General features: G+C 69.3%; 20 protein-coding genes. 9 read left to right on the top strand and 11 right to left on the bottom strand.

Annotation, left to right across the window (positions count from 1 at the left end; genetic code table 11):
* Positions 1 to 333: 333 nt before the first annotated feature.
* Positions 334 to 561, top strand: a complete 228-nt coding sequence (locus POL25_RS17120; RefSeq protein ID WP_224197245.1) for a hypothetical protein — start codon at positions 334 to 336, stop codon at positions 559 to 561.
* A 168-nt stretch (positions 562 to 729) separates the two neighbouring features.
* Complete coding sequence (locus POL25_RS17115; protein WP_272087112.1) at positions 730 to 2,364, top strand: alkaline phosphatase family protein; 1,635 nt, start codon at positions 730 to 732, stop codon at positions 2,362 to 2,364.
* A gap of 117 nt (positions 2,365 to 2,481) precedes the next feature.
* Here POL25_RS17115 and POL25_RS17110 read toward each other — a convergent pair whose 3' ends face one another.
* Positions 2,482 to 3,066 carry a hypothetical protein gene (locus tag POL25_RS17110; RefSeq protein ID WP_272087111.1) on the bottom strand — a complete coding sequence of 195 codons (585 nt, stop codon included), beginning with the start codon at positions 3,064 to 3,066 and terminating at the stop codon, positions 2,482 to 2,484.
* Between the two features lie 297 nt (positions 3,067 to 3,363).
* Here POL25_RS17110 and POL25_RS17105 point away from each other — a divergent pair, with 297 nt between their 5' ends.
* Complete coding sequence (locus POL25_RS17105) at positions 3,364 to 4,563, top strand: acetyl-CoA C-acetyltransferase (RefSeq protein WP_272087110.1); 1,200 nt, start codon at positions 3,364 to 3,366, stop codon at positions 4,561 to 4,563.
* Positions 4,564 to 4,767: 204 nt separating this feature from the next.
* Here the strand turns inward: POL25_RS17105 and POL25_RS17100 are convergent, their stop codons facing one another.
* On the bottom strand, positions 4,768 to 4,962 hold the full coding sequence (locus POL25_RS17100) for a hypothetical protein (protein WP_272087109.1): 195 nt from the start codon (positions 4,960 to 4,962) through the stop codon (positions 4,768 to 4,770).
* 97 nt (positions 4,963 to 5,059) lie between these two features.
* The gene (locus POL25_RS17095; RefSeq protein ID WP_272087108.1) at positions 5,060 to 5,740 is read right to left on the bottom strand and encodes a thiamine phosphate synthase; all 681 of its coding nucleotides are present in this window, start codon (positions 5,738 to 5,740) and stop codon (positions 5,060 to 5,062) included.
* Between the two features lie 431 nt (positions 5,741 to 6,171).
* On the opposite strand from POL25_RS17095, the gene uvrB reads away from it, so the two are divergent.
* Together uvrB and POL25_RS17085 are read left to right on the top strand one after the other, a co-directional pair.
* Positions 6,172 to 8,313: an excinuclease ABC subunit UvrB gene (uvrB, locus tag POL25_RS17090; RefSeq protein ID WP_272087107.1), complete on the top strand. Its 2,142-nt coding sequence runs from the start codon at positions 6,172 to 6,174 to the stop codon at positions 8,311 to 8,313.
* A gap of 116 nt (positions 8,314 to 8,429) precedes the next feature.
* Positions 8,430 to 8,813 (top strand): helix-turn-helix domain-containing protein, encoded by a 384-nt coding sequence (locus tag POL25_RS17085; RefSeq protein ID WP_272087106.1) that lies wholly within the window; start codon positions 8,430 to 8,432, stop codon positions 8,811 to 8,813.
* Positions 8,814 to 9,152: 339 nt separating this feature from the next.
* Here the strand turns inward: POL25_RS17085 and POL25_RS17080 are convergent, their stop codons facing one another.
* Positions 9,153 to 9,803: a hypothetical protein gene (locus POL25_RS17080; RefSeq protein WP_272087105.1), complete on the bottom strand. Its 651-nt coding sequence runs from the start codon at positions 9,801 to 9,803 to the stop codon at positions 9,153 to 9,155.
* Positions 9,804 to 9,972: 169 nt separating this feature from the next.
* On the opposite strand from POL25_RS17080, the gene POL25_RS17075 reads away from it, so the two are divergent.
* Positions 9,973 to 10,476 carry a hypothetical protein gene (locus tag POL25_RS17075; RefSeq protein ID WP_272087104.1) on the top strand — a complete coding sequence of 168 codons (504 nt, stop codon included), beginning with the start codon at positions 9,973 to 9,975 and terminating at the stop codon, positions 10,474 to 10,476.
* A 202-nt stretch (positions 10,477 to 10,678) separates the two neighbouring features.
* Here POL25_RS17075 and trmB read toward each other — a convergent pair whose 3' ends face one another.
* On the bottom strand, positions 10,679 to 11,335 hold the full coding sequence (gene trmB / locus POL25_RS17070; RefSeq protein WP_272087103.1) for a tRNA (guanine(46)-N(7))-methyltransferase TrmB: 657 nt from the start codon (positions 11,333 to 11,335) through the stop codon (positions 10,679 to 10,681).
* A 32-nt stretch (positions 11,336 to 11,367) separates the two neighbouring features.
* Positions 11,368 to 12,024, bottom strand: a complete 657-nt coding sequence (gene fsa / locus POL25_RS17065; RefSeq protein ID WP_272087102.1) for a fructose-6-phosphate aldolase — start codon at positions 12,022 to 12,024, stop codon at positions 11,368 to 11,370.
* 69 nt (positions 12,025 to 12,093) lie between these two features.
* Here fsa and POL25_RS17060 point away from each other — a divergent pair, with 69 nt between their 5' ends.
* Positions 12,094 to 12,885 (top strand): hypothetical protein, encoded by a 792-nt coding sequence (locus POL25_RS17060; protein WP_272087101.1) that lies wholly within the window; start codon positions 12,094 to 12,096, stop codon positions 12,883 to 12,885.
* 215 nt (positions 12,886 to 13,100) lie between these two features.
* Here POL25_RS17060 and POL25_RS17055 read toward each other — a convergent pair whose 3' ends face one another.
* Entirely contained in the window at positions 13,101 to 13,436 is a 336-nt protein-coding gene (locus POL25_RS17055; RefSeq protein WP_272087100.1) for a hypothetical protein, read from the bottom strand.
* A 263-nt stretch (positions 13,437 to 13,699) separates the two neighbouring features.
* Here POL25_RS17055 and POL25_RS17050 point away from each other — a divergent pair, with 263 nt between their 5' ends.
* The gene (locus POL25_RS17050) at positions 13,700 to 15,172 is read left to right on the top strand and encodes a leucyl aminopeptidase (RefSeq protein WP_272087099.1); all 1,473 of its coding nucleotides are present in this window, start codon (positions 13,700 to 13,702) and stop codon (positions 15,170 to 15,172) included.
* 79 nt (positions 15,173 to 15,251) lie between these two features.
* On the opposite strand, the gene POL25_RS17045 is transcribed toward POL25_RS17050, so the two are convergent.
* Positions 15,252 to 15,776: a hypothetical protein gene (locus POL25_RS17045; RefSeq protein ID WP_272087098.1), complete on the bottom strand. Its 525-nt coding sequence runs from the start codon at positions 15,774 to 15,776 to the stop codon at positions 15,252 to 15,254.
* A 228-nt stretch (positions 15,777 to 16,004) separates the two neighbouring features.
* Here POL25_RS17045 and POL25_RS17040 point away from each other — a divergent pair, with 228 nt between their 5' ends.
* On the top strand, positions 16,005 to 16,499 hold the full coding sequence (locus POL25_RS17040) for a CarD family transcriptional regulator (protein WP_272087097.1): 495 nt from the start codon (positions 16,005 to 16,007) through the stop codon (positions 16,497 to 16,499).
* A 128-nt stretch (positions 16,500 to 16,627) separates the two neighbouring features.
* On the opposite strand, the gene POL25_RS17035 is transcribed toward POL25_RS17040, so the two are convergent.
* From POL25_RS17035 to POL25_RS17025, 3 genes are read right to left on the bottom strand one after another with little or no spacing between them, the layout of a single operon-like run.
* Positions 16,628 to 18,772: a 4Fe-4S binding protein gene (locus tag POL25_RS17035; protein WP_272087096.1), complete on the bottom strand. Its 2,145-nt coding sequence runs from the start codon at positions 18,770 to 18,772 to the stop codon at positions 16,628 to 16,630.
* Positions 18,772 to 20,241: a hypothetical protein gene (locus POL25_RS17030; RefSeq protein WP_272087095.1), complete on the bottom strand. Its 1,470-nt coding sequence runs from the start codon at positions 20,239 to 20,241 to the stop codon at positions 18,772 to 18,774. The genes POL25_RS17035 and POL25_RS17030 overlap by 1 nt, the downstream gene beginning before the upstream one ends.
* A gap of 34 nt (positions 20,242 to 20,275) precedes the next feature.
* Positions 20,276 to 20,890 carry a hypothetical protein gene (locus POL25_RS17025; protein WP_272087094.1) on the bottom strand — a complete coding sequence of 205 codons (615 nt, stop codon included), beginning with the start codon at positions 20,888 to 20,890 and terminating at the stop codon, positions 20,276 to 20,278.
* Positions 20,891 to 20,902 lie beyond the last annotated feature (12 nt).

Raw genomic sequence — 20,902 nt, 5'->3', positions numbered from 1 at the left:
CCCGGTCCCAGGTCCACGGGGCAAATTGATTTTGCCCCTTGCTCCCCGGTCTGCGGCTAGGTTAAAATGGCTGAGGAGATCTCCGAGATCTCTCCGACGGCGGTAAATATCTGCGATTCACCATGCCAGGACTCGACTGATCCACCAAATCGATCGGGCCTCACGAAATCAGAGATTTACCAGTGATGTCGGGGACTTGATCGTCATGGTGGCGGCCTCTACCAGGATGCGCCCCTCGCGCATCCTAGGGCAGTGTGGAATGGGCCTTGCGTGCGGACAGCGCTTGACGTAGAGGCTGGAGAGCAGGAGCCACCAGGCGAAGGGAGGGCAGCAATGGCGAAGCGACAGACCCGCAGGAGCATCTCGGTCAAGGGCATCACCTATCAGCGGCTCAAGGACTATTGCGAGTCCACCGGCCTCAGCGTCAGCGGGTATCTCGAAGAGATTATTGCGGAAAAGCTGGATGCGGCCGGCGTGCCCGTCCCCACCGTGGTCAAGCCCCGGCCCACGGCCAAGCTGATCGAGAACGAGGACATCGTCTCGCAGCACTTCACGTTTTAGCGCTGCGCCGTCGTCGCCGACCCTTCGCCCTGCTCGAGCGCGCGCGAACCTCCCTTCGCGGCGCCCTCTCCGCCGACGAAACGCGGTCGCGACATCTTCGCGCAGCTCTTGCGAGCGGACCCAGCAGGTCTGTCGGCCGGCGGACCCAGGCGGTAGTCTCGCTGGTGAATGACGAAGAAGTACCTGCGGGCGGCCCGGACACGGATCTCCCGCCGACGGGCGCTGCAGGCGATCGCTGCGCTCGCCGGCACCACCGCGTTCGGCTGCGGTGACGACGGGAGCGAGCCCAGCGGCACCACCGACGGCGGCTCCTCCGACCCGACCACCGGCACCACGACCACCGGCGATGGTTCGAGCACGACCGACGTGCCGACCACCTCGGACGGCGGCGCCAGCGACACCGGCACCACCAGCTCGTCGACCACCACCGACGACAGCACGACCACCGGCGAAAGCACCGGCGAATCGACCACGGAGTCGCCGGTCAGCGAGTGTGCCGCCAGCGACCTCAGCCCCGAGGAGCTGCTCGCCGGCATCGAGCACATCGTCGTCCTGGTGATGGAGAACCGCTCGTTCGATCACTACTTCGGCGCCCTCAAGTTCCTCGAGGGTCGCGTGGTCGACGGCCTCGACGGCGACGAGTGGAACCCGAGCATCGGTCTCGGCGACGTCACCGTCTACAAGCTCGACGAGTACCAGCCCAAGGATCCGCCGCACGAGTGGGACGAGTGCCACACGCAGTTCAACCTCGGCGCCTGCAACGGGTTCGTGTTCGAGAACGAGAAGAAGAACCCCGGCTACGCCGAGCAGGTCATGGGTTACCACGTGCGCGAGCAGATCCCCGTGTCGTGGGCGCTCGCCGACAACTTCGCCCTGTGCGATCGGTGGTTCGCCTCGGTCATGGGCCCGACCTGGCCCAACCGCTACTACGTGCACGCCTGCAGCTCCGAGGGCGGCAAGAGCAACTTCCCGTCGCCCTTCCTGCAGACCCTGTGGCACGCCTGCGACGACGCTGGCCTGACCAGCCGGATCTACTTCACCGACGTCCCCTGGGTCGCGGGTGCCTTCCCGCTGATCCCGACCGTGTGGGGCAAGCTGGCGGACGGCATCGGCGGCTTCAGCCTCGACGCGCTGACCAACCCCAACAACCTCGACCGCTTCTTCGCCGACGCGGCCGCCGGCACCCTGCCCAACTTCACCGTCATCGACCCTGGCTTCACCTCCAACGATGACCACCCCGAGCACGACATCCAGCTCGGCCAGATCTTGATCGGCTCGCTCTACAAGGCCCTCGCCGAGGGACCCGGCTGGGAGAAGACCCTGTTCATCGTCACCTACGACGAGCACGGCGGCTTCTACGACCACGTCGCGCCGCCGACCACCGTCGACGACGAGGCCGAGTTCACGCAGATGGGCTTCCGTGTGCCCTCGCTCGTCATCGGCCCGCGCGTCCGCAAGGGCTGCGTCGTCAGCACCCAGTTCGAGCACTGCTCGATCGGCGCCACCCTCATGCGTCGCTTCGGCGTCTCCGCCCTCAACGACCGCATGGCCTCCGCCAACGACCTCTCGTCGTGTATCAACCCCGAGTACCTGGGCGACCCGCAGCCGCCCCCGCCGATCCCGCTGATGGACGTCTCGATCGACAAGATCACCGCCCGCGTCGGCCGCTCCACCAGCCAGCACGAGCTGTTCGAGTACCTCGACATCACCATCGACGAGGACTTCCGCGCCCGCCAGGTCGCCGCCACCGTGCGCCTGCTGAAGCACGCCGAGCGCCTCGGCGTCGCCCGCCTCCGCGCCTGACCTTCGGGACAGGTTGATTCACGAACTCGCGGCGGCATCGATCCGCCCGAGCGTGAGTCATCGACTGCATGTCCTTCAGGACAGCTCGCTCGGCACGGACCTGTCTCTACGGGCAGCTCACAGCTCGCGCCAGCCGCCGCGCCGGCGCATCTCGAACGCTCCGAAGCGGACGTCGAGCACCAGTTCGGCCGCCAGGTACGGGTACCAGGCTTGCATCGTCACGCCGACGCGGCGTGTGCCGAAGCGCAGGTGAAGGCCTGCGCCGAGGCGGTCGCGGACGGTGAACGCCGTGCTCGTCTCGAGGTCTTCCGGCGTCAGCAGCGTCAGCGCCTCGCGGCCGCGGGCCCAGCCGATGTCGAAGCCGCCGGTCAGCCACGCCTGCGACAGGCTCACGCTCGCCATCAGGTAGTGCGCGCGGCGCTGGAACGCGATCGTCGTCGGGTCGCCGTCATCGCGCGTCGGCGGGTACAGCACCTGCTGATAGAACGCCCCCACCTCGAGCAGTCGCCCGCGGAAGAACGCCACCGCCGCCTTCGGCGACCAGCTCGGCCGCACCTGTCCCGGGAGCCAGTGTGCCGTCGCGCCGAGCGTCAGGTGATCGAGCAGCCCCAATTGCAGCTCGAGGCGATAGATCTGCGGCAACCCCAGACCCACGCCGACCGCGATCACCCCGTGATCGAGATAGCGGGCCGAGCGCGCCACCGGGCGAGTGAGGTACCGCCGCAGCGCATCGCGTGACGACCGGCGCGTCGAGGTCTCGCTCGCCGGAGTTTGCGGAACCTCAAGTCGCTGCAGCGTCGTCCTCGGCGGGGCGACCGACACCGTGCCGAGCGCGGGCGCCGGCTCCGGCACGGACGGCGGAGCCGGTGAGGCGTCGAGCAGCGAGGCCGCGATGACGAGCGAGAGCAGCAACCTCCGAGATTGAAGCGCAAACCGTGAGGATGCTCAACCTTTCGCGGCCTGCACCCCTCCCGCATACTTCGAGCAACGAGCCCACGCATGACCAAGAAGCCACTCTCTCGCGCCATCCATATCGTCGCGGCCAAGCGCACGCCCTTCGGCACCTTCGGCGGCGCGCTGAAGGACTTCACCGCGACTGACCTCGCCGTGGTCGCCGCCAAGGCCGCGCTGCAGGCCGGCGGCGTCAGCCCCGAGGTCGTCGACACCGTGGTGTTCGGCAACGTCGCCCAGACCTCGGCCGACGCGATCTACCTCGCGCGCCACGTCGGCCTCAAGAGCGGCGTCCCGATCGCCGTCCCCGCGCTCACCGTCAACCGCCTGTGCGGTTCGGGCTTCCAGGCGGTCGTCAGCGGCATCCACGACATCCTCGCCGGCGACGCCGAGATCGCGCTCGTCGGCGGCTCCGAGAGCATGAGCCAGGCCCCGCACGTCGGTCGCGGCCTGCGCTGGGGCGCCCGGCTCGGCGTCGACCTCAAGCTCGAGGACAGCCTGTGGACCTCGCTCACCGACCCGTACGCCGGCTGCTCGATGGCGATCACCGCCGAGAACCTGGCCGAGAAGTACGGCATCAGCCGCGCCGAGTGCGACGCCTACGGCCTGCGCTCGCAGCAGACCTGGGCCGCCGCGCAGGACGCCGGCCGCTTCACCGCCGAGCTCGCGCCGGTCGAGATCAAGTCCAAGAAGGGCGTGACCCAGTTCGCCGTCGACGAGCACGCGCGCCGCGACGCCAGCCTCGAGACCATGGGCAAGTTGCCGGCCTCCTTCAAGAAGGACGGCGTCGTCACGGCCGGTAACGCCTCCGGCATCTGCGACGGCGGCGCCGCGCTCGTGCTCGCCAGCGAAGAGGCCGTCAAGCGTCACGGCCTCACCTCGCTCGCGCGCGTCGTCCAGTGGCACGTCGCCGGCGTCGAGCCGACGATCATGGGCATCGGCCCCGTGCCCGCCATCCGCGGCGCCCTCGCCCGCGCCGGCCTCGCCCAGGGCGACGTCGACCTGTTCGAGATCAACGAGGCCTTCGCCGCTCAGTACCTCGCCTGCGAGAAGGAGCTCGGCCTCGACCGCGACAAGACCAATGTCGACGGCGGCGCCATCGCTCTCGGCCACCCGCTCGGCGCCTCGGGCGCGCGCATCACCGCCCACCTCGTCCACGAGCTCCGCCGCCGCTCCGGCCGCTACGCCGTCGGCGCCGCCTGCATCGGCGGCGGCCAGGGCATCGCCCTCGTGCTCGAGCACAGCTGATGCTCCTGTCGCAAGGGCCATGTCCCTTGCGACATGCGCGATAGAACCTGCGCCAAAGGCCCTGCCCGATCGGACAGGGCCTTTCATCGTCCGCACCGCGAGCCACGAACCTCGCTTCGCGCCCGATGTAGGCGCCCAACCACCGAACGGCGCGTGAAAACGCGACCCCGTTCGCCGAACGGCCGTGTCCGCTACACGGGCAGGCTACACGTGCAGGTAGACCTGCACGCTGACGAGGACCCCGAGGCTGAACAGGATCAGCAGCGGCAGCCGCGTCTCCAGGCCCGAGCGGTCGTCGATGTCGCCGAGCGGTCGCACATGCAGCGGGCCGGTGCGGACCTGACGACGCGCGACCAGCACGTCGACCACCTCGCGACCGGGCTGAGCGGCCGGCGCCATGCGACGCACCGCTCTACCTGCCGTATTCCCCGCCAACTGCACCCTTCTGTGATGCCTCCGAAAGTCCGGCGCTGCAAGTTCGCGGCAGAGCCGCCGGTCAGGAAGCCGGCGATCGGGCAGCCGGCCCGCCTGCGGGCGATACGGCGGAACCGAGCGCGTGAATCGCGTGCTTCAGCGCCGTCGCCAGGTCCACCGCCCGAGCGCGGACCTCCGCCTCGGTCGTGCCCACCAGCGCGCCGATCATCGCCACGCCGGCTGCTCCCGCCCTTGCACACCGCAGCGCCTCCTCAGCCCCGAGGCCGCCGATCGCCACGACCGGGTGCGGCGAGATCGCGCAGACCTGCTCCAGCGCTTCGAAGCCGACAGCGGGCTCCTGCGCCAGTTTGGAGCGGGTCTGCAGGATCGGCCCGAAGCCGATGTAGTCGACATCGAGCCCAGCCGCGAGCTCCACCTGCGCTCGCGAGTGCGTCGAAAGCCCGATCAAGAAGCCTGGCGGCGCCGCGCTTCGCAGCTCCGCCAGCAGCTCGGACCAGGGTCGGTCACCTGTCCGCTCGGCCATGTCCTCCTGGCCGAGGTGAACCCCGTCGGCGCCTGCCATCGCCGCCTCGAAGTCGTCGTCGACGATCAGCAGACCTCCCGCCGCGCGGACCATGGGCGCCAGCTCACGCACCAGCCGCCCGCGCTCCGCCGCATCGGCCTGCTTGGCCCGCAGCTGCACGATCATGGGAGCTTTCTCCGGACCGATCTCCATGACGCCGAGCAGCCCGGCCAGCGCCACCGCCGGCTCGAGCCCACCCGCGTGCGGCAGATCGAGGATCGCATACAGGCCTCGCCACGCCGGAACTCGCGCCCGCATCGCCTCGGCTTAGCACCTCGCACCGGCGCTGCACAAGGCCGCGACGTCTCGCCTTGCGAGGTAGTGGCCGCGCGCATACATGTCTCTTCGACCATGTCCTCGCGGACATCTTCGAAAGGCCGCTCGATGCGCCGGCGATCATGATTTCTTCCTCACCTGCTGGCACCTCGACGAGCGAGCAGCGTGCCCAGCCTCGCCGACCTCCGCCCAGGCCAGACCAGCGCCGAATTCGGAGCCGCCGCGTCGGGCCTCGCAGCCGCCATTCCGCCGTCTTCGAGGTCTTCGGGCCGCGTGAGCTTCGTGCGGCGGGCGCGGACTCGCGCCAGCTGGCGCCGCTGCTACTCTTCGCCACCATGGCAGGAAAGGCTCGCAGCCGCGCCCGCAGTCAACAGGTCCCCGTCGACGAACCTGGCATCGAGTGGGACCTCGCCAGCGCCGTCAAGCCGACGATCGTCGCCGATCGGCCGTTCCGCCTCGTCACCCAGTTCGAGCCCGCCGGCGGCCAGCCTGCGGCGATCAAGCAGCTCGTCGAGGGCATCCAGCGCGGCGACCGGTACCAGCACCTGCTCGGCATCACCGGCTCCGGCAAGACCTTCACGATCGCCAACGTCATCGCCCAGGTCCAGCGGCCGACGCTGATCCTCGCCCATAACAAGACGCTCGCGGCCCAGCTCTACGGCGAGTTCAAGTCGCTGTTTCCCGACAACGCCGTCGAGTACTTCGTCTCCTACTACGACTACTACCAGCCCGAGGCCTACCTGCCGTCGACCGACACGTTCATCGAGAAGGACTCGATGATCAACGAGCAGATCGATCGGCTGCGCCACGCGGCCACTTACTCGCTGCTGAGCCGGCGCGACGTCATCATCATCGCCAGCGTCTCCTGCATCTACGGCATCGGCGCGGCCGAGGCCTACTACGGCATGGTCGCCACCCTCTCGGTCGGTGAGAGCCTCGACCGCGACCAGCTGCTGCGGCGCCTGGTCGAGATGCAGTACGAGCGCAACGACATCGATTTCCACCGCGGCACCTTCCGCGTGCGCGGCGACGTGGTCGAGGTGTTCCCGGCCTACGAGGACGAGAAGGCGATCCGCATCGAGTTCTTCGGCGACGAGGTCGAGGCGATCCGCGAGGTCGACGCCCTGCGCGGGGCCGTGCGCGGGACCATGCAGCGGGTCACGATCTTCCCCGCCAGCCACTACGTCACCCCGGCCTCGCAGCTGCGCAAGGCGATCAACGGCATCAAGCTCGAGCTGCACGACCGCCTGGTCGAGCTCAAGGAGAAGATCCGTCTGGTCGAGGCTCAGCGGCTCGAGCAGCGCACCATGTTCGACCTCGAGATGCTCGAGGAGATGGGCTTCTGCTCCGGCATCGAGAACTACTCGCGCCACCTCACCATGCGCAACGTCGGCGACCCGCCGCCGACCCTCATCGACTACTTCGCCCCGGACTTCCTGATGGTCGTCGACGAGTCGCACCAGACCGTCCCGCAGGTCGGCGCGATGTACAACGGCGACCGCAGCCGCAAGACCACCCTGGTCGAGCACGGCTTCCGCTTGCCGTCGGCGCTCGACAACCGCCCGCTCAAGTTCGACGAGTGGGAGAGCCGGATGCACCAGGTCATCTTCATGAGCGCGACGCCGGCCGAGTACGAGCTGCGCAAGACCGAGGGCGTGGTGGTCGAGCAGATCATCCGCCCGACCGGCCTGCTCGACCCGGAGATCCAGGTGCGCCCGATCGCCGGCCAGGTCGACGAGCTGTTGGGCGAGATCCGCGACCGCATCGCCAAGAACGAGCGCGTCCTCGTGACGACGCTGACCAAGCGCATGGCCGAGGACCTGACCGAGTACTACAGCGACCTCGGCATCCGCGTCCGCTACCTCCACTCCGACGTCGAGACGCTCGAGCGCGTCGAGATCCTCCGCGGCCTGCGGCGCGGCGAGTTCGACGTGCTGGTCGGCATCAACCTCCTGCGCGAGGGCCTCGACCTGCCCGAGGTCAGCCTGGTGGCCATCCTCGACGCCGACAAGGAGGGCTTCCTCCGCGAGTACAAGAGCCTGATCCAGACCTGCGGCCGTGCGGCCCGCAACCTCCGCGGCACGGTCCTCATGTTCGCCGACCGCATGACCGACAGCATGCGTCGCTGCATCGAGGAGACCACCCGCCGCCGCGAGGTCCAGGCGATCTACAACGCGGAGCACGGGATCGTCCCGCGCAGCACCCACGCGGCCATCAACCCGCTCGAGGCCCAGGCCAAGCCCGACGCCACCTCGACCCGCGGCAAACAGGCCAAGGGCCCCGTCAACGAGCTCCCGGTCGGCCTCGGCCCGTTGACCGACGGCGAGCTGCTGCCGAGCGAGCTCGACGCGCGGATGGGCGAGCTCAAGGCGCAGATGGTCGAGCTGGCCAAGGCGCTCCGCTACGAGGAGGCGGCCCGGATCCGCGACCGAATCCGCGTGCTCGAGGCGCGCCGCCTCGAGTTCGTCGACGCCTGACGAGGACGGACATGCGCGCAGCGAACCACGCCATCACGCGCGAGCGACCCGGGCGCCGCTCCCCGGCGGCCCCGGGCCGCTCGCCGGGGTCGCCACCCGAGGCTTCTCTTTAGAACATGTCCGAAGAGACCTACGACCTCGCGCGCGAGCAGTACGAGCGCCGCTACATGGCGGCGCTGGCCCAGCGGATCCGGGCGATCCGCGAGGAGCGCGGGCTGACCCAGCAGTCGGTCGCGCGCGCCGCTGGCATCGCTTCGGACATGGTCTCGCGGCTCGAGAACGGCCACTACACCAGCCCGGGCCTGCGCACCCTGCTGCGGATCGCCGACGGCATGGGCGTGCCGCTGGCGCTGCTGCTGCCCGAGCTGCCTGGACCCGCCGCGTCCCCCGAGAGCACGCTGCTGGCGCTGCTCAACTCGGTCGCACAACGGGCCCAGCCGCAAGAGCTCGAGCTGCTCCTCGACCTCGCCAGAGTCGTCATCGGCCGCGACCGCCCGTGAGCGCAGCGGGGGCCGCTGTTGCGACCCGAGCTGCGGATGTTCTTCCGGACATGTCCGAAGGAACATCCGACAGGTGCCGGCTCGAGCGAGGCAAATCTCGCTCACTGGTCGCCCGGCCGAGATCCGGTCACGCCTCGGCACTCGGAGCCGTCACGCGCAGGGCGATCCTCGGTGCAGCGCGAAGGAACATTCGCTGGACGGCTCCCGGGCGCGATCTCCTCGACATGCCTCCACGAACATGTCCGGAAGAAGGTGTCTCTCGAACGCAGAAACGCCGACGAGGACGGCGCGCACCCTGCGGGTTGCTGCGGCGTCCTCGTCGAGGCGCGGGCCGGGGGCTCAGAACTTGAAGCTGACGCCGTTGGCCGTGAAGTCGGGGCGGAAGGCCGTCCTCGCGCGGGTCGGGTCCCAGTTCTCCCAGCGCTTGTAGCGGGCGCGGTAGGTGAGGCCGACGATGAGGAGCACCGCGCCGAGCAGGGCCGCCGCGCCGGTGGCCGGGACCGCGAACGTGTTGTGCTGCCGGTTCTTGCACGCGAACGACTTGTCGATGTCCTCGTCGGGGCAGCGCGTGAGGAAGTAGGACGTGATCACGCCGACGAGGCCAGCGCCGAGCAGGACGCCGCCGGAGATCATCAGGCCGGTGCCCTTCGCCTTGAACTTGCCGTTGCCGAGCATAGGCTCCGGCGGGCGCTCCGGACCCTCGGGGACCACCGTCTCCGGCTGCTCCGGCTGCTCCGGCTCGGCCTTCTCTTCGGGCTGCGGCTCCTCGACCGGCACCTCGCTGGGCACCTCGTCGGGCGAGTCACTGGTCGGGACCTCGCCCGGGGTCGCCTCGCCCGGCGTGGCAGCCGGGTTGGCGGGCTGATCCGCCGGCGCGGCGGGGGCCGCGGCCGGAGCTGCAGCCGCGGGGGTCGCGGGGGCCGCGAGACCGGGCACGGGCACCATGGCCAGGGCGAGGACGGTTGCGACGAACGATCGGGAGCGGAGCATGGCCGTCATTGGGGAAGGGCCGGACAGGCTAGCACCGGCGCTGTGCCTGAGTATTGTACGGTTCGTCTGCGCTTCACAAGCCCCAAGCGCCTGCGAGATCGGACCATCGTGGGACCTCCACGGCCGCCGCAGCGCAAAATCCGCCACGATCCCGGGGGATCTTATGCCGATGCTCGCCGATCTCGATGACCCACCACGCTCCCGCACCCGGGACCTGCTCTTCGGTGCCCTCGCCGGCTTACCCGTCGTCGGCGTGATCGCGTGGTTCCTGCTGCCGAGCCTCGCCGGGATGATCCAGGGCAACGCCAGCAGCTACGACGCGCGCCTGCGGGCCGAGGACGCGTACATGCAAACCCTCTGCACGCAGGCCATGGTGCTCCCCCGCGACGAGGAGCTGTGCGAGTGCGTGCTCGCCATCGAGTTCCCCTCGCTCGACTGCCGCGGCCCCTTCCTCGCCTGGAGTCTCGCGCGTCACCACACGACCTGCGCCGACGTCGCCACCCGCCGCGCTTCACTGACCTTTTGTTCGTGCGTCGACACCGTCCAGGAGCGCGTCGACAAGGCGCCCGACCCTGAGGCCGCCCGCGTCGAGGCCCAGCGCGTCGGCAAGTGCCTCGAGCTGCCCGACGCCTTCGCGCTGCCGCAGATCGAGACGCTCATGCCCGGGGCCTGAAGCCCTCGGGTGAACCCCCCGCCGGACCGCGGCGGGTGCTCGCGCCTGGCGGAGCGACCAGGGTCGCTCCGGATCGACCCCCCGCTGACCTGTCGCAGGCGACATGTCCTGAAAGCGAGACGGCCAGGTCGCTCCGGCCCGACCTGCCACTCACCTGTCACATGCGACATGTCCAGACAGACATGCCCCGATCGCCATGTCCTTACGGACCTGTCGGAACCGCCATGTCGCCACGGACATAGCGCATCCGCCACACCCGCTGTTCGCGGCGCAGCGTCGTCTGTTCACGGCGGCTGGCCTCGAACGGGTTGCCGCGCCAGAAGCCCCACGGGCCGGCCTGGTTGACGAAGCCGACGTGCGCGAGCGATGGGTCCTCGACCGTCGCCATGATCTCGAGCGCCACGTCGAACACGTCGCTGGCCACGTGCAGCTCGCCGCCGGGGCGCAGCTGCGCGGCCAGCGACGCCACCAGCGCCGGCTCGATCACCCGCCGCTTGTGGTGACTCTTCTTGACCCACGGGTCGGGGAACAGCAGGTGGAAGCGGTCGACGCTGGCCGGCGCGAACACCACGTCGATGTCGACGTTGAGGTTGACGTAGCCGAACAGCAGGTTGGACAGGCGCTCTTCGGCGGCGCGCACGCGGTTGCGGGCCAGGCAGGGCTCGCGGATGTCGAGCCCGACCATCAGCATGTCCGGGCGAGCGGCCGCGCGGGCGAAGCTGAACTCGGCGTCGGCGCAGCCGAGCTCGACCTCGATCGGGCAGCCGGGCGCGAGCTCTGGCGGGCGCGCGACCGGCTGGGCGCGCGTCACCATGAAGTGCGCGCTCAGCGGGTTGACGTGCTGGCGGATCTTCCGCATGTCCTTACCAGCATGTCCTCAAGGACAGGCGCTCAGCTCTTCTTGGCCGCCGGGATCTTGGCGGCGTCGGCGAGGAAGCGGGCCAGACCGGCGTCGGTCAGCGGGTGCTTGATCAGCTGGTGGATGACCTTGAACGGCAGCGTCGCCACGTGCGCGCCGATCCGGATCGTCTCGAGCACGTGCAGCGGCGAGCGCACCGACGCGACCAGGACCTCGGTCTTGTAGCCGTAGTTGGCGTACGCCTCGACGATCTGGGCCACGAGCTCCATGCCCTCGTGGCCGATGTCGTCGAGCCGGCCGACGAACGGCGAGATGTACGTCGCGCCGGCCTTGGCCGCCAGCACCGCCTGGATCGGCGAGAAGCACAGCGTCACGTTGGTCTTGATGCCCTCGCCGGTCAGCGCCTTGACGGCGCGCAGGCCGTCCTCGATGAGCGGCACCTTGACGACGATGTTGGGCGCGATCGCGGCGAGGTCGTGGGCCTCGTCCATGATCTCCTTGAACGTCGTCGCCAGCACCTCGCCGCTGACCGGGCCGTCGACGATGCCGCAGATCTCCTGAAGCACCGACCGCATGTCGCGCCCGGTCGCCGCCACGAGGGACGGGTTGGTGGTCACGCCGTCGAGGAGGCCCATGGCCGCCGCCTCGCGGATTTCCTTCACGTCCGCCGTATCGATGAAGAGCTTCACCCGGCGCCCCATAGCACACAGCGGGCCGCGCTTGTATATGCCTCGCGTCCGCACTAGCCTCCGGCCGCCATGCCCCGCCTCGGTGTCATCCTTCAGGACGAGCACGCCCTCCGCGCCGCGCGTCCCGCCCGGCCCGATCCTTCTGACGAGGCCGGCGACGAGGCCGTCGATCCGGTCCAGCTCGTCGTCCTGCGCTCGACCCTGCTGAACCCGCCGCGCGCCGCGGCCGCGCGGGCGCTCGCCGAGCACGTGCGCAGCGTCCATCCGAACGCCGTGTTGGTGCCGTACGTGTGGCACCTCGTCAGTCACAGCAGCAGCGATGGTCTGCGCGAGGCTGCCACGCGCACGCTGCCCGGCGAGGCGCGGCGGTTCGGCCACCTGCAGGACACGCCCGAGGTCCAGAGCGCGTGGGACATCACGCTGCGCTGCGCCAAGGAGATGGGCGCCGACACCGTCATCCTGCGCACCCCGCCGAGCTTCACGCCCGGCTCGGTGAACCAGGCCCGCCTGGCCGCCTTCACCGAGGCGCGCGCCGCCGAGGGTCTGCGCGTGGTGTGGGAGCTCGACGGGCTGTGGGAGGCGGCGGCGACCCTGGCGCTGGCGCGCAAGCTGTCGCTCGACACGCTGGTGCCCGCGTTCGAGGGCACGGGTCGCCCGGTCCAGCAGACCTACGAGCGCCGGTGGCTGCGCGTCGACAGCGCGGGCGCGACCGAGCGGCTGCGCGGCGCGCTCGCCGAGAGCCTGGTGTTCGCGCTCGCCAACGCCGACGCGCTCGAGGACACGACCATCCTCTTCAGCGGGGCCCGCGCGCACGCCAACTTGCGCTCTTTCGTCCGCTCGCTCGACGCCGCCGACCTGTAGGGACGCGCCGGGCGCACGCGGCGAAACCCCGAGTTTGGCCGCGGGCGGCGTTTCCTGCGCATTTCGGGGCGCATGCGCGCGGGCGGGCGAGGTCGCGCGAGCGCGCGCATCGGAGCTCGATCTTGCGCGTGAACCAATGAAAATCGCCGCGACCTGGGCAGGTTCGCGGCGATTTTCGTGCGAATCGGGGCTCGGTCTGCCCCAAAAAGCACAGCTTACGCGGCGGAAGCGCGCTTGCTGGTCTTCTTGCCCGCCTTCTTCGCGGTCTTCTTCGCACCGGCCTTGGCGGTCTTCTTGCCAGTCTTCTTGGCGGCCTTCTTTGCACCGGTCTTCTTGGCGGCCTTCTTGCCCGCCTTCTTCGCGGTCTTCTTGGCGCCGGTCTTCTTGGCGGCCTTCTTGCCGGTCTTCTTGGCGGCGCCGGCCTTGGCGGCCTTCTTCGCGCCCGCCTTCTTGGCGGCCTTCTTGCCCGCCTTCTTCTTGGCGGTCTTGCGCTTGGAGGCCTTCTTGCCCTCCTCGGGCGCAGCGTTCGTGTTGGTATCGTCGGTGAGCATCGAGTGGTCCCTCCTTCAGGGGCTACGTACTCAAAACGCTACATATAAAGAGCATGTAGTGTCAACGCCAATTAACATCTTTTTTACTCAATTATAGGAAGGTGAACGATCTTTGTAACACCTTAGGGGTTCAGGTGTTCGGTTCGCCGGAAATTTTGCGTGCAATCGCGCGTATGGCGTGGTTTTTGCGAGTTGCTCCGTGAGTCCCCTCCGGTGCCCCGATCGGCTTGCGGCGGGCACGGCGGTGGGGGACAACAGCCGACATGCTCAGCATCGAGTGGACTTCTCAGGAGGGGGCGGGCGCCGGCCATCACCTGCTGGCGGTGGCGGTCGCCAGCAACGACTCGGGCCCCGCGATCGAACGCCGTTTCGGCGCCGTGTTGGCGCGGGCCGCCCACGCTGCGCGGTTCCGCGGCGAGCCGGGGGAGAAGTTCACCTTCTTACGCGAGCACCAGGGGGAACCACAGCAGGTGCTGCTGCTCGGGACCGGCGCGAGCGCGCCCGCGGCCGGCGCGGTGCGGACGCTCGCGTTCGACGCCGTGCGCGCGGGTTCGGCGGCGGGCGTCACCGAGGTCGTCCTCGATCTGCGCGCGCTCGGCTCCACGGGCGAACCGGCGCACTTCGGCGAGCTCGTGGCGCAGGGCCTCCAGCTCGGCGCCTACCGCTACGATCGCTGGCTCAGCGAAGCCAAGCGCAAACCCACGACCGTGAAGCGCGTGCGCGTGCTCGGCGAGGCCGCTGCCGGCGAGGGCATCGCGCGCGGCCAGATCGTCGCGGCGAGCGTGACGCGGGCGCGTGACCTGGTCAATGGGCCAGCCAACCTCGTGACCCCGACCCACCTCGCCGACGTGGCGCGCGAGATCGCCGACAACCTCGCCGATCGCGGCGTGCGGGTCACCGTGCTCGAGCGCGAGGACTGCGAGAAGCTCGGCATGGGCTGCTACCTCGCGGTCGCCCGCGGCAGCGCTCAGCGGCCCAAGTTCATCCATCTCCAGTACACGCCCAAGGGCGCCGCCAAGGGTCGCGTGTGCCTGGTCGGCAAGGGCGTGACGTTCGACTCGGGCGGTCTGTCGCTCAAGCCGAGCGACGCGATGATGGACATGAAGATGGACATGGGCGGCGCGGCGGCGGTGCTCTCGGCGCTCGAGGGCGCGGCCAAGCTCGGCGTGCCGTGGGAGGTCCACGCGATCGTCGCGGCCACCGAGAACATGATCGGCGGCGACGCCTATCGCCTCGGCGACGTGCTGACGGCCAGCAACGGCAAGACCATCGAGATCGACAACACCGACGCGGAGGGCCGGCTGACGCTGGCCGACGCGCTGGTCTACGCCGGCAAGCTGCAGCCGACCTACCTGTTCGACTTCGCGACCCTGACCGGCGCCTGTATCGTCGCCCTCGGGCCGCGCTGCGCTGGCGTGATGTCCCGCGACGACGCGCTCGTCGACCTGTGGACCGGCGCCAGCGAGCGCGTGGGCGAGGAGATGTGGCGGCTGCCGCTGCCCGAGGCGCTCAAGGAGCAGCTCAAGAGCCCGATCGCCGACATGCGCAACACCGGCGACCGCTACGGCGGCGCCATCACGGCCGGCCTGTTCCTCTCGGAGTTCACCGCCGGCCAGCGGTGGGTCCACGTCGACATCGCCGGCCCGGCGATGGTCCGCAAGCCGTTCGGCATCTGCGACGAGGGCGGCTCCGGCTTCCCGGTGGCGACGATCCTCGAGTTCCTCGGCCGGCTCTGAACCTGTCCCGCGAGACAGGTCGACGCGCGAGCGATTCTGGTCTTCGGGGCAGCTTCACCTGTCCCGAAGACCAGGCAGTTCAGTTGAGGTACTTGACCTCGGTGATGAGGCCGTTCTCGACCGCGACCTCGACTTCGCTGGACGTGCCGTCGCAGGCGAGGTTGCTGGCGACCCAGCGACCGACGCGCGGCCCGCTCGTGCAGCGGATGAAGGTGTGGAAGCGGACGCTGCGCTCCGGCGTCTTGCTCTCCTGCGTGTCGGCCGGGGCGCCCCACGCCATCAGCGCGGTGAACTCCTTGTAACCAGCCTTGACCTCGCCGCGCTGAGCCGCCTCGCGCTCTGCGGGCGGCAGCTCCATCCACCGGGTCCACAGGCCCTTCTGCTCGAGGAACGGCTTGCGCTCGGTCTCCTTGAGCTTGAGGAACTTGGCCTTGTCGTCGGCGGAAGGCAGCGTGTAATAAAATTGGCGGTCAGGCGGGGGCAATCGATCGGGGGTCATCGCGCACGCCAGCGGGCCGAGAAACGCGAGGCCAAGGAGGAGCCGGGCCGCGGCCCGCTGAAGGCGCGGGCGCAGAGAGGGGCGCGAGGTGGTGCGCGGTGACATGGGGCGCATCATAGGAGAGCGGCGTTTGGGTTCAAGAATGCGGCGATCGATCTGCCCCAGCGGGCTCATCTTGTGGATTTCCTCACGCTTTCAGCGAGGTCATCCGGGCGCAGCGGCCGCCACATGCGTCATCTCGTTCGGTCTCCACTCGAAGGTTGACAAAACTGCGCCTTTTTGTCATTGTTTCGCCGCTTTTGGGCTGGGAAGGGCCGTCTTTGAAGGCGCTCCATGAGCGAGTTCAACATCGGTGACAAGGTCGTCTACCCCGCCCACGGAGTCGCGGAGGTCACTGGCGTCGACAAGCGAGAAATCGCCGGGTCCGCCATGGAATTCTACGTCCTCCGGGTGCTGGAGAATGACATGAAGGTCATGGTCCCGAAGAAGAACGCGGGCTCGGTGGGCCTGCGTCCGATCGTGGACGACGTGCAGGTCCAGGAGGTCTACGAGGTCCTGGCCCGCCGGGGAGAGAAGATCTCGACGGCGACCTGGAACCGGCGCTACCGCGAGTACATGGAGAAGATCAAGACGGGGTCGCTCCTCGAGATCGCCAGCGTCCTCCGCGACCTCTCCATCCTTCGCGCCGACAAGGACCTGTCGTTCGGCGAGAAGAAGATGCTCGACACGGCGCGCACCCTGCTCGTGCAGGAGCTCGCGCTCGCCAAGGGCGTCGAGGGCATCGACGTGCTCCGCGAGCTCGACGAGATGTTCCCCGCCCACGCCTGAGGGCGCGGGAGAATCACCCGCGAGCGACTCGCGCGAGGAGAGCCGGTGGCGCTCCAGCGCGGGTCGCGTACGTCACGCGGTGGACGTGCATGTCCGAAAGGACATGTCACCCGGACGATCGCCGCGCCTCACAGGTCGGCGGTGCGCATGAACATCGGCTGGGCCAGCAGCCACAGGCTGAGCAGGCTCATGAGGATCATGCCGGCCATCATCACCAGGTGGACGCGCAGGGCGGCCTTGCGGTCGTCGGCGTAGAGGCGGTTCGACTCGCGCTGGGCGACGTAGATGCCGTAGATGTGGCCGATGACGATCAGCGCCACCTGGACGTACCAGATCGTCTCCGGCGACCACAACGCGGTCAGCGGCGCGCGGGCGGTGCCGAACAGGTCGTGACCCCAGCCGAGCGGATCGCTGACGAGGCGCCGCAGCTTGGACCACTCCCAGAACACGTGCACGGCGTTGTGCGCCAGGTGATAGAAGAGCGCGATCGGCAGCAGCGTGTAGCTGAACTTGACGAACAGCTTGCGCGTGGTGATGTCGCGGCGGCCGCTGGCGAGGCGCATCAACCAGCACAGCGCGACGTAGATGGCCGCGGGGCCGAGGATGCAGGCGAGCATCATCAGCGTGAAGGTCATCGTGCCGCCGTGGCTGCCGGCGAAGCCGAGCACGTCGGCGCCGAGCAGCGCGGTCTGGCCGTCGATGATCGCGGTCCGCAGCGCGTTCTCCCACTCCATCCACAGCGGGATCATGGCCGCGCCGTGGAAGGCGCTGACGATGAAGATCAGCAGCGCCATGTAGGCCTCGTCCGAGCGCGAGCGGTGGGCGTGCAGCACGTCCTCGCCGCTCGGCCGCAGGTTGAGGGCGATGTTGTCGTGCGGGCAGCTCTTGACGCACTCGGTGCACAGCGTGCAGTACTGATTCTCGTTCATGGCCCCCATGAACTCGTGGGTCGGGCAGGCGTAGCCGCGCGGGCTGCCGCGGTAACAGTCTTTGGTGGCGCAGTGGCGGCAGACTTCGTTGTCGCGCCGACGTAGCTCGAGCATCCCCATCATCGCGTACTGACCGGAGACGCGGCCGACGTAGCAGACGTAGCGGCACATCGCCTTGCGCTCGTACACCACCAGCAACACCCAGCTCAGGAGGATCATGAAGATCCCCAGCACCGACGTCAGCCACGGGCGGTTGGCCGCGTCGTACACGATCTCGAGCCAGGTGATGAACGCGAACAGCACGATCGCCGGCCACATCCACAGCTTGAGCCGCGGGTACTTCTTCGCCAGCGAGGCGATCGGGCGCACCTTGGTGAAGCTGCGGCGCATGATCCAGTCGGGGATCGCGGTCCACGGGCACATGAAGCACCACAGGTTGCCGAACAGCAGCACCATGAAGATGAGGCCGATCCACCAGATGTTCCAGGTGAGCACCGGCGCGAGGTTGCGGCCCGGCTCCTGCGAGCCGACGAGGCCGACGACGATCACGCCGAGGAACGCGAGCACGACGGGGATCTGGACGGCCGGCTGAAACCACCGGCTCTTGATCGCGCGCCGTAGCCAGGGGAACTTCGTCAGCTCGAGGTGCCAGTAGTTGCGCGCCCGCTTGTCGCGGCTGCCGTGGCGCTCGAACAGGCTGAACGACAGCAGCAGGATCAGGACGACGCCGGCGAAGAACGCCTCGTTGGGGATCCCCGGCATCAGGTGGACGTAGGCCTTCTTCTTGACGGTCTTGACGTCGTCGAAGGCCGTCGGATCGAAGAAGCCGCCGCTGGCGATCGCCTGCCGCTGCTGCGTCGGCAAGCCGAGTGACTCGTCGGGCTCGCCCTCCTCGAGCACGAGCGCACCAGTGCCGGTGCGCTTGCGGCCGAACTCGTCGACGGTCTCGCCGGGCTTGCGCGGCGGCGTGATGTCCTCGACCGGTGGCGGCGGCGGTGTGCGAGCCGGCGTGATGTCCTCGACCGGAGGTCGCGGCGGCGTGATGTCCTCGACGGGCGGCTGCGGCGGCGTGCGAGCCGGCGTGATGTCTTCGACCGGAGGTCGCGGCGGCGTGATGTCCTCGATCGGCGGCTGCGGCGGGGCCTGCAGGGCAGTGTGGACGAGGACCACGGAGTCGGCGGTGTCGCGGGCCTCGACGCGTTCGCTGACGATCCAGACCAGGCCGATCACCGCCAGCGACGCCGCGAACCAGCGGGCGAAGCGGCCGCCGCGGAGGAGCTCGAGCGGGTCTTCGTCGCCGCCCTCGAGTCGGGGTTGCAAGATCGGGAGACGCCGCCGCGTCATCACGAGCCTCCGAGCTCGGCGATGTGCAGCAGGTTCGGCGCGCGCACCCAGGTGCGCGGGTCGGTCGCCACGAATGTCCCTTCGGTCAGGTCGACCACGTCGGTGGCCGCGACCGCGCAGCTGTCGAGCTCCGAGACGTCGAGGGTCGCCCACAGCACCTGGCCGCGCCCCTCGGCGAACGGTGGGTTGCTGACGGGGCCGGCGCCGATCGCCAGGCGCGTGCGCGTGGCGTCGAGCGTGAGCGCGAACGGGGCGTTCTCCGCGGTGTCGATCGCATCGAGGCCGCTGACCTGGCCGCACACCGTCGGCGAACCGCCACCGCGCACGATCAGCACGCCCGGCGCTGGCGTCTCGCTGGCGAGCAGCCACATCGCCGGCTGGCCACCGCTGGCGGGGCGCAGCAGGACCGGCTCGCGGACGACGCGGACGGCGGCGAGCTCGGGCGGGAGCTCGTCGCCAGGGGCGCCGCCGATCCCACAGTTGCCGTTGATGCTCCACAGCCGGGGCGGCTCGAGGATCTGCGACTGCACGGCGAGCAGGCCGCCGGCGCCGTCGGGGGCGACGAACTGGGTGCTGATCGTGCCGCTCGCCAGCGGCGTGCTGCAGGCGCTCATGCCCGCGGCGGCGTCGGCCGGGGCGAGTTCGGCGAAATCACCGGGCAGGCTGACCACCGCGATCGCGTCGTTGCCGTCGCAGGCGACCGCGACGCGCGAGACATCGTCGTCGAGGGCGGTGAGCTTCCAGCCGCCGTTGCACGGGGTGGTGTCGAGGTCGAGGCTGAACGCGCCGATGGCCTCGGGGCGCAGGTCGGCCGGGTCGACGACGAGCAGCTCGCTCGGCTCGGGCCAGCTGGCGGCGCGGAGGTCGTTGGCGAACACGCCGACGAGGATCCGGCCGCTCGGGTGCGGCACGAGGAAGATGGCCTCCTGCCGTCCGAAGGGCAGGTCGAGCACGCCGGCCGAGAACTTGCTGGCCGCGAAGTACTGCGACTCGGCGAACGTCCCGCCCTGGGTGACGTCGGCGAAGGCCGCGTGGGGAAAGGCCAGCAGCGAGCCGCGGTCGGTGTCGGGGTAGTGACCGATCGCGGCCCAGAGATAGTTGTCGTCGAGGATGAGGCCGTAGGGCTCGTCGAGCAGGTTGCCCTGGGTCTGCTCGCCGGAGGGGTCGGGCTTGAGGTCGGTGCCGATCCGTCCGCGCAAGAACGGGGTGGCGGTGACGTCGTAGATGTCGATGCGATCGTCGAGGGTCTGACTGACGACCAGCACGGTGCAGGGCGGGGCGGCGCAGGCGAGCAGGCCGTCCTCGGCGCCAGCAGTGGTATCACCGGTGGCCGCGGTAGGATCGTCGGTGCCCTGCGAGTCGGTCGGCTCGATCGGGTTTTCCTCGAGGCATCCGGTCGTCAGCACGGAGCTCGTCGAGCAGAGCACGAGGCCGAGGCTGCGGAGACGGAGCGCGCGGGACGATGCCATCGCCCGACACGCTAGCACAGTCGAGCGCAGCGGTTCAGCCGTCGCGCCGCCCCAGCGCGACCTTCATCAGCAGCAGCGCCTCGCGGGCGGCGTTGCCGACCAGCTGGCTCTCTTCGGGCTCGCCGGACACGGCGACGAGGCCGCCGGTGCCCATCTTGAAGTTGGAGTTCAGCTCGCGGCCGCGGAGCTGGTTGAGGAACGCGTCCTGAGCGAGGGCGAGGTTGCCGCGGTAGTCGTAGACCTTGATGCGGTTGATCTTGCCCTCGGCGTTGACACCGATCCCGACTTCGAGAGTCAAAATGCCGCCATCGAGGATCTTCGGCTTGGTGCGCGGGTCGATGAAGATGGCGACGCCGAGGAACTTGCCCTGCGCGTCCGAGGCGATGAAGAACTCGGGCTGCTTGTCCTCGGGGTAGAGCTCGAAGCCCAGCTCGGCCTCGAGCTGCTTCACTTCGCTGTCCGAGTACTGATAACGCTTGATCCGCCAGCCGTTGGGCTCCGCCTCCGGGAACAACTTCATCAAGTTCCGGTGGGTGATTTCCCAGCTGCCCCACTTCGCCAGGTGCGCCTCGGACTGCTGCGGCGCGAGCGAGAGGCAGAAGAGCAGTCCCAAACAGACCTTGGCGACGAAGCGTGGAAGGCGGGTCATGGGCGTCCTGCG

It is taken from the genome of Nannocystis bainbridge (genome assembly GCF_028368995.1).
Lineage (GTDB): Bacteria > Myxococcota_A > Polyangia > Nannocystales > Nannocystaceae > Nannocystis > Nannocystis bainbridge.
The sequence above is the reverse complement of the archived record's forward strand: the minus strand, read 5'-3'. Positions and strand labels throughout refer to the sequence as shown.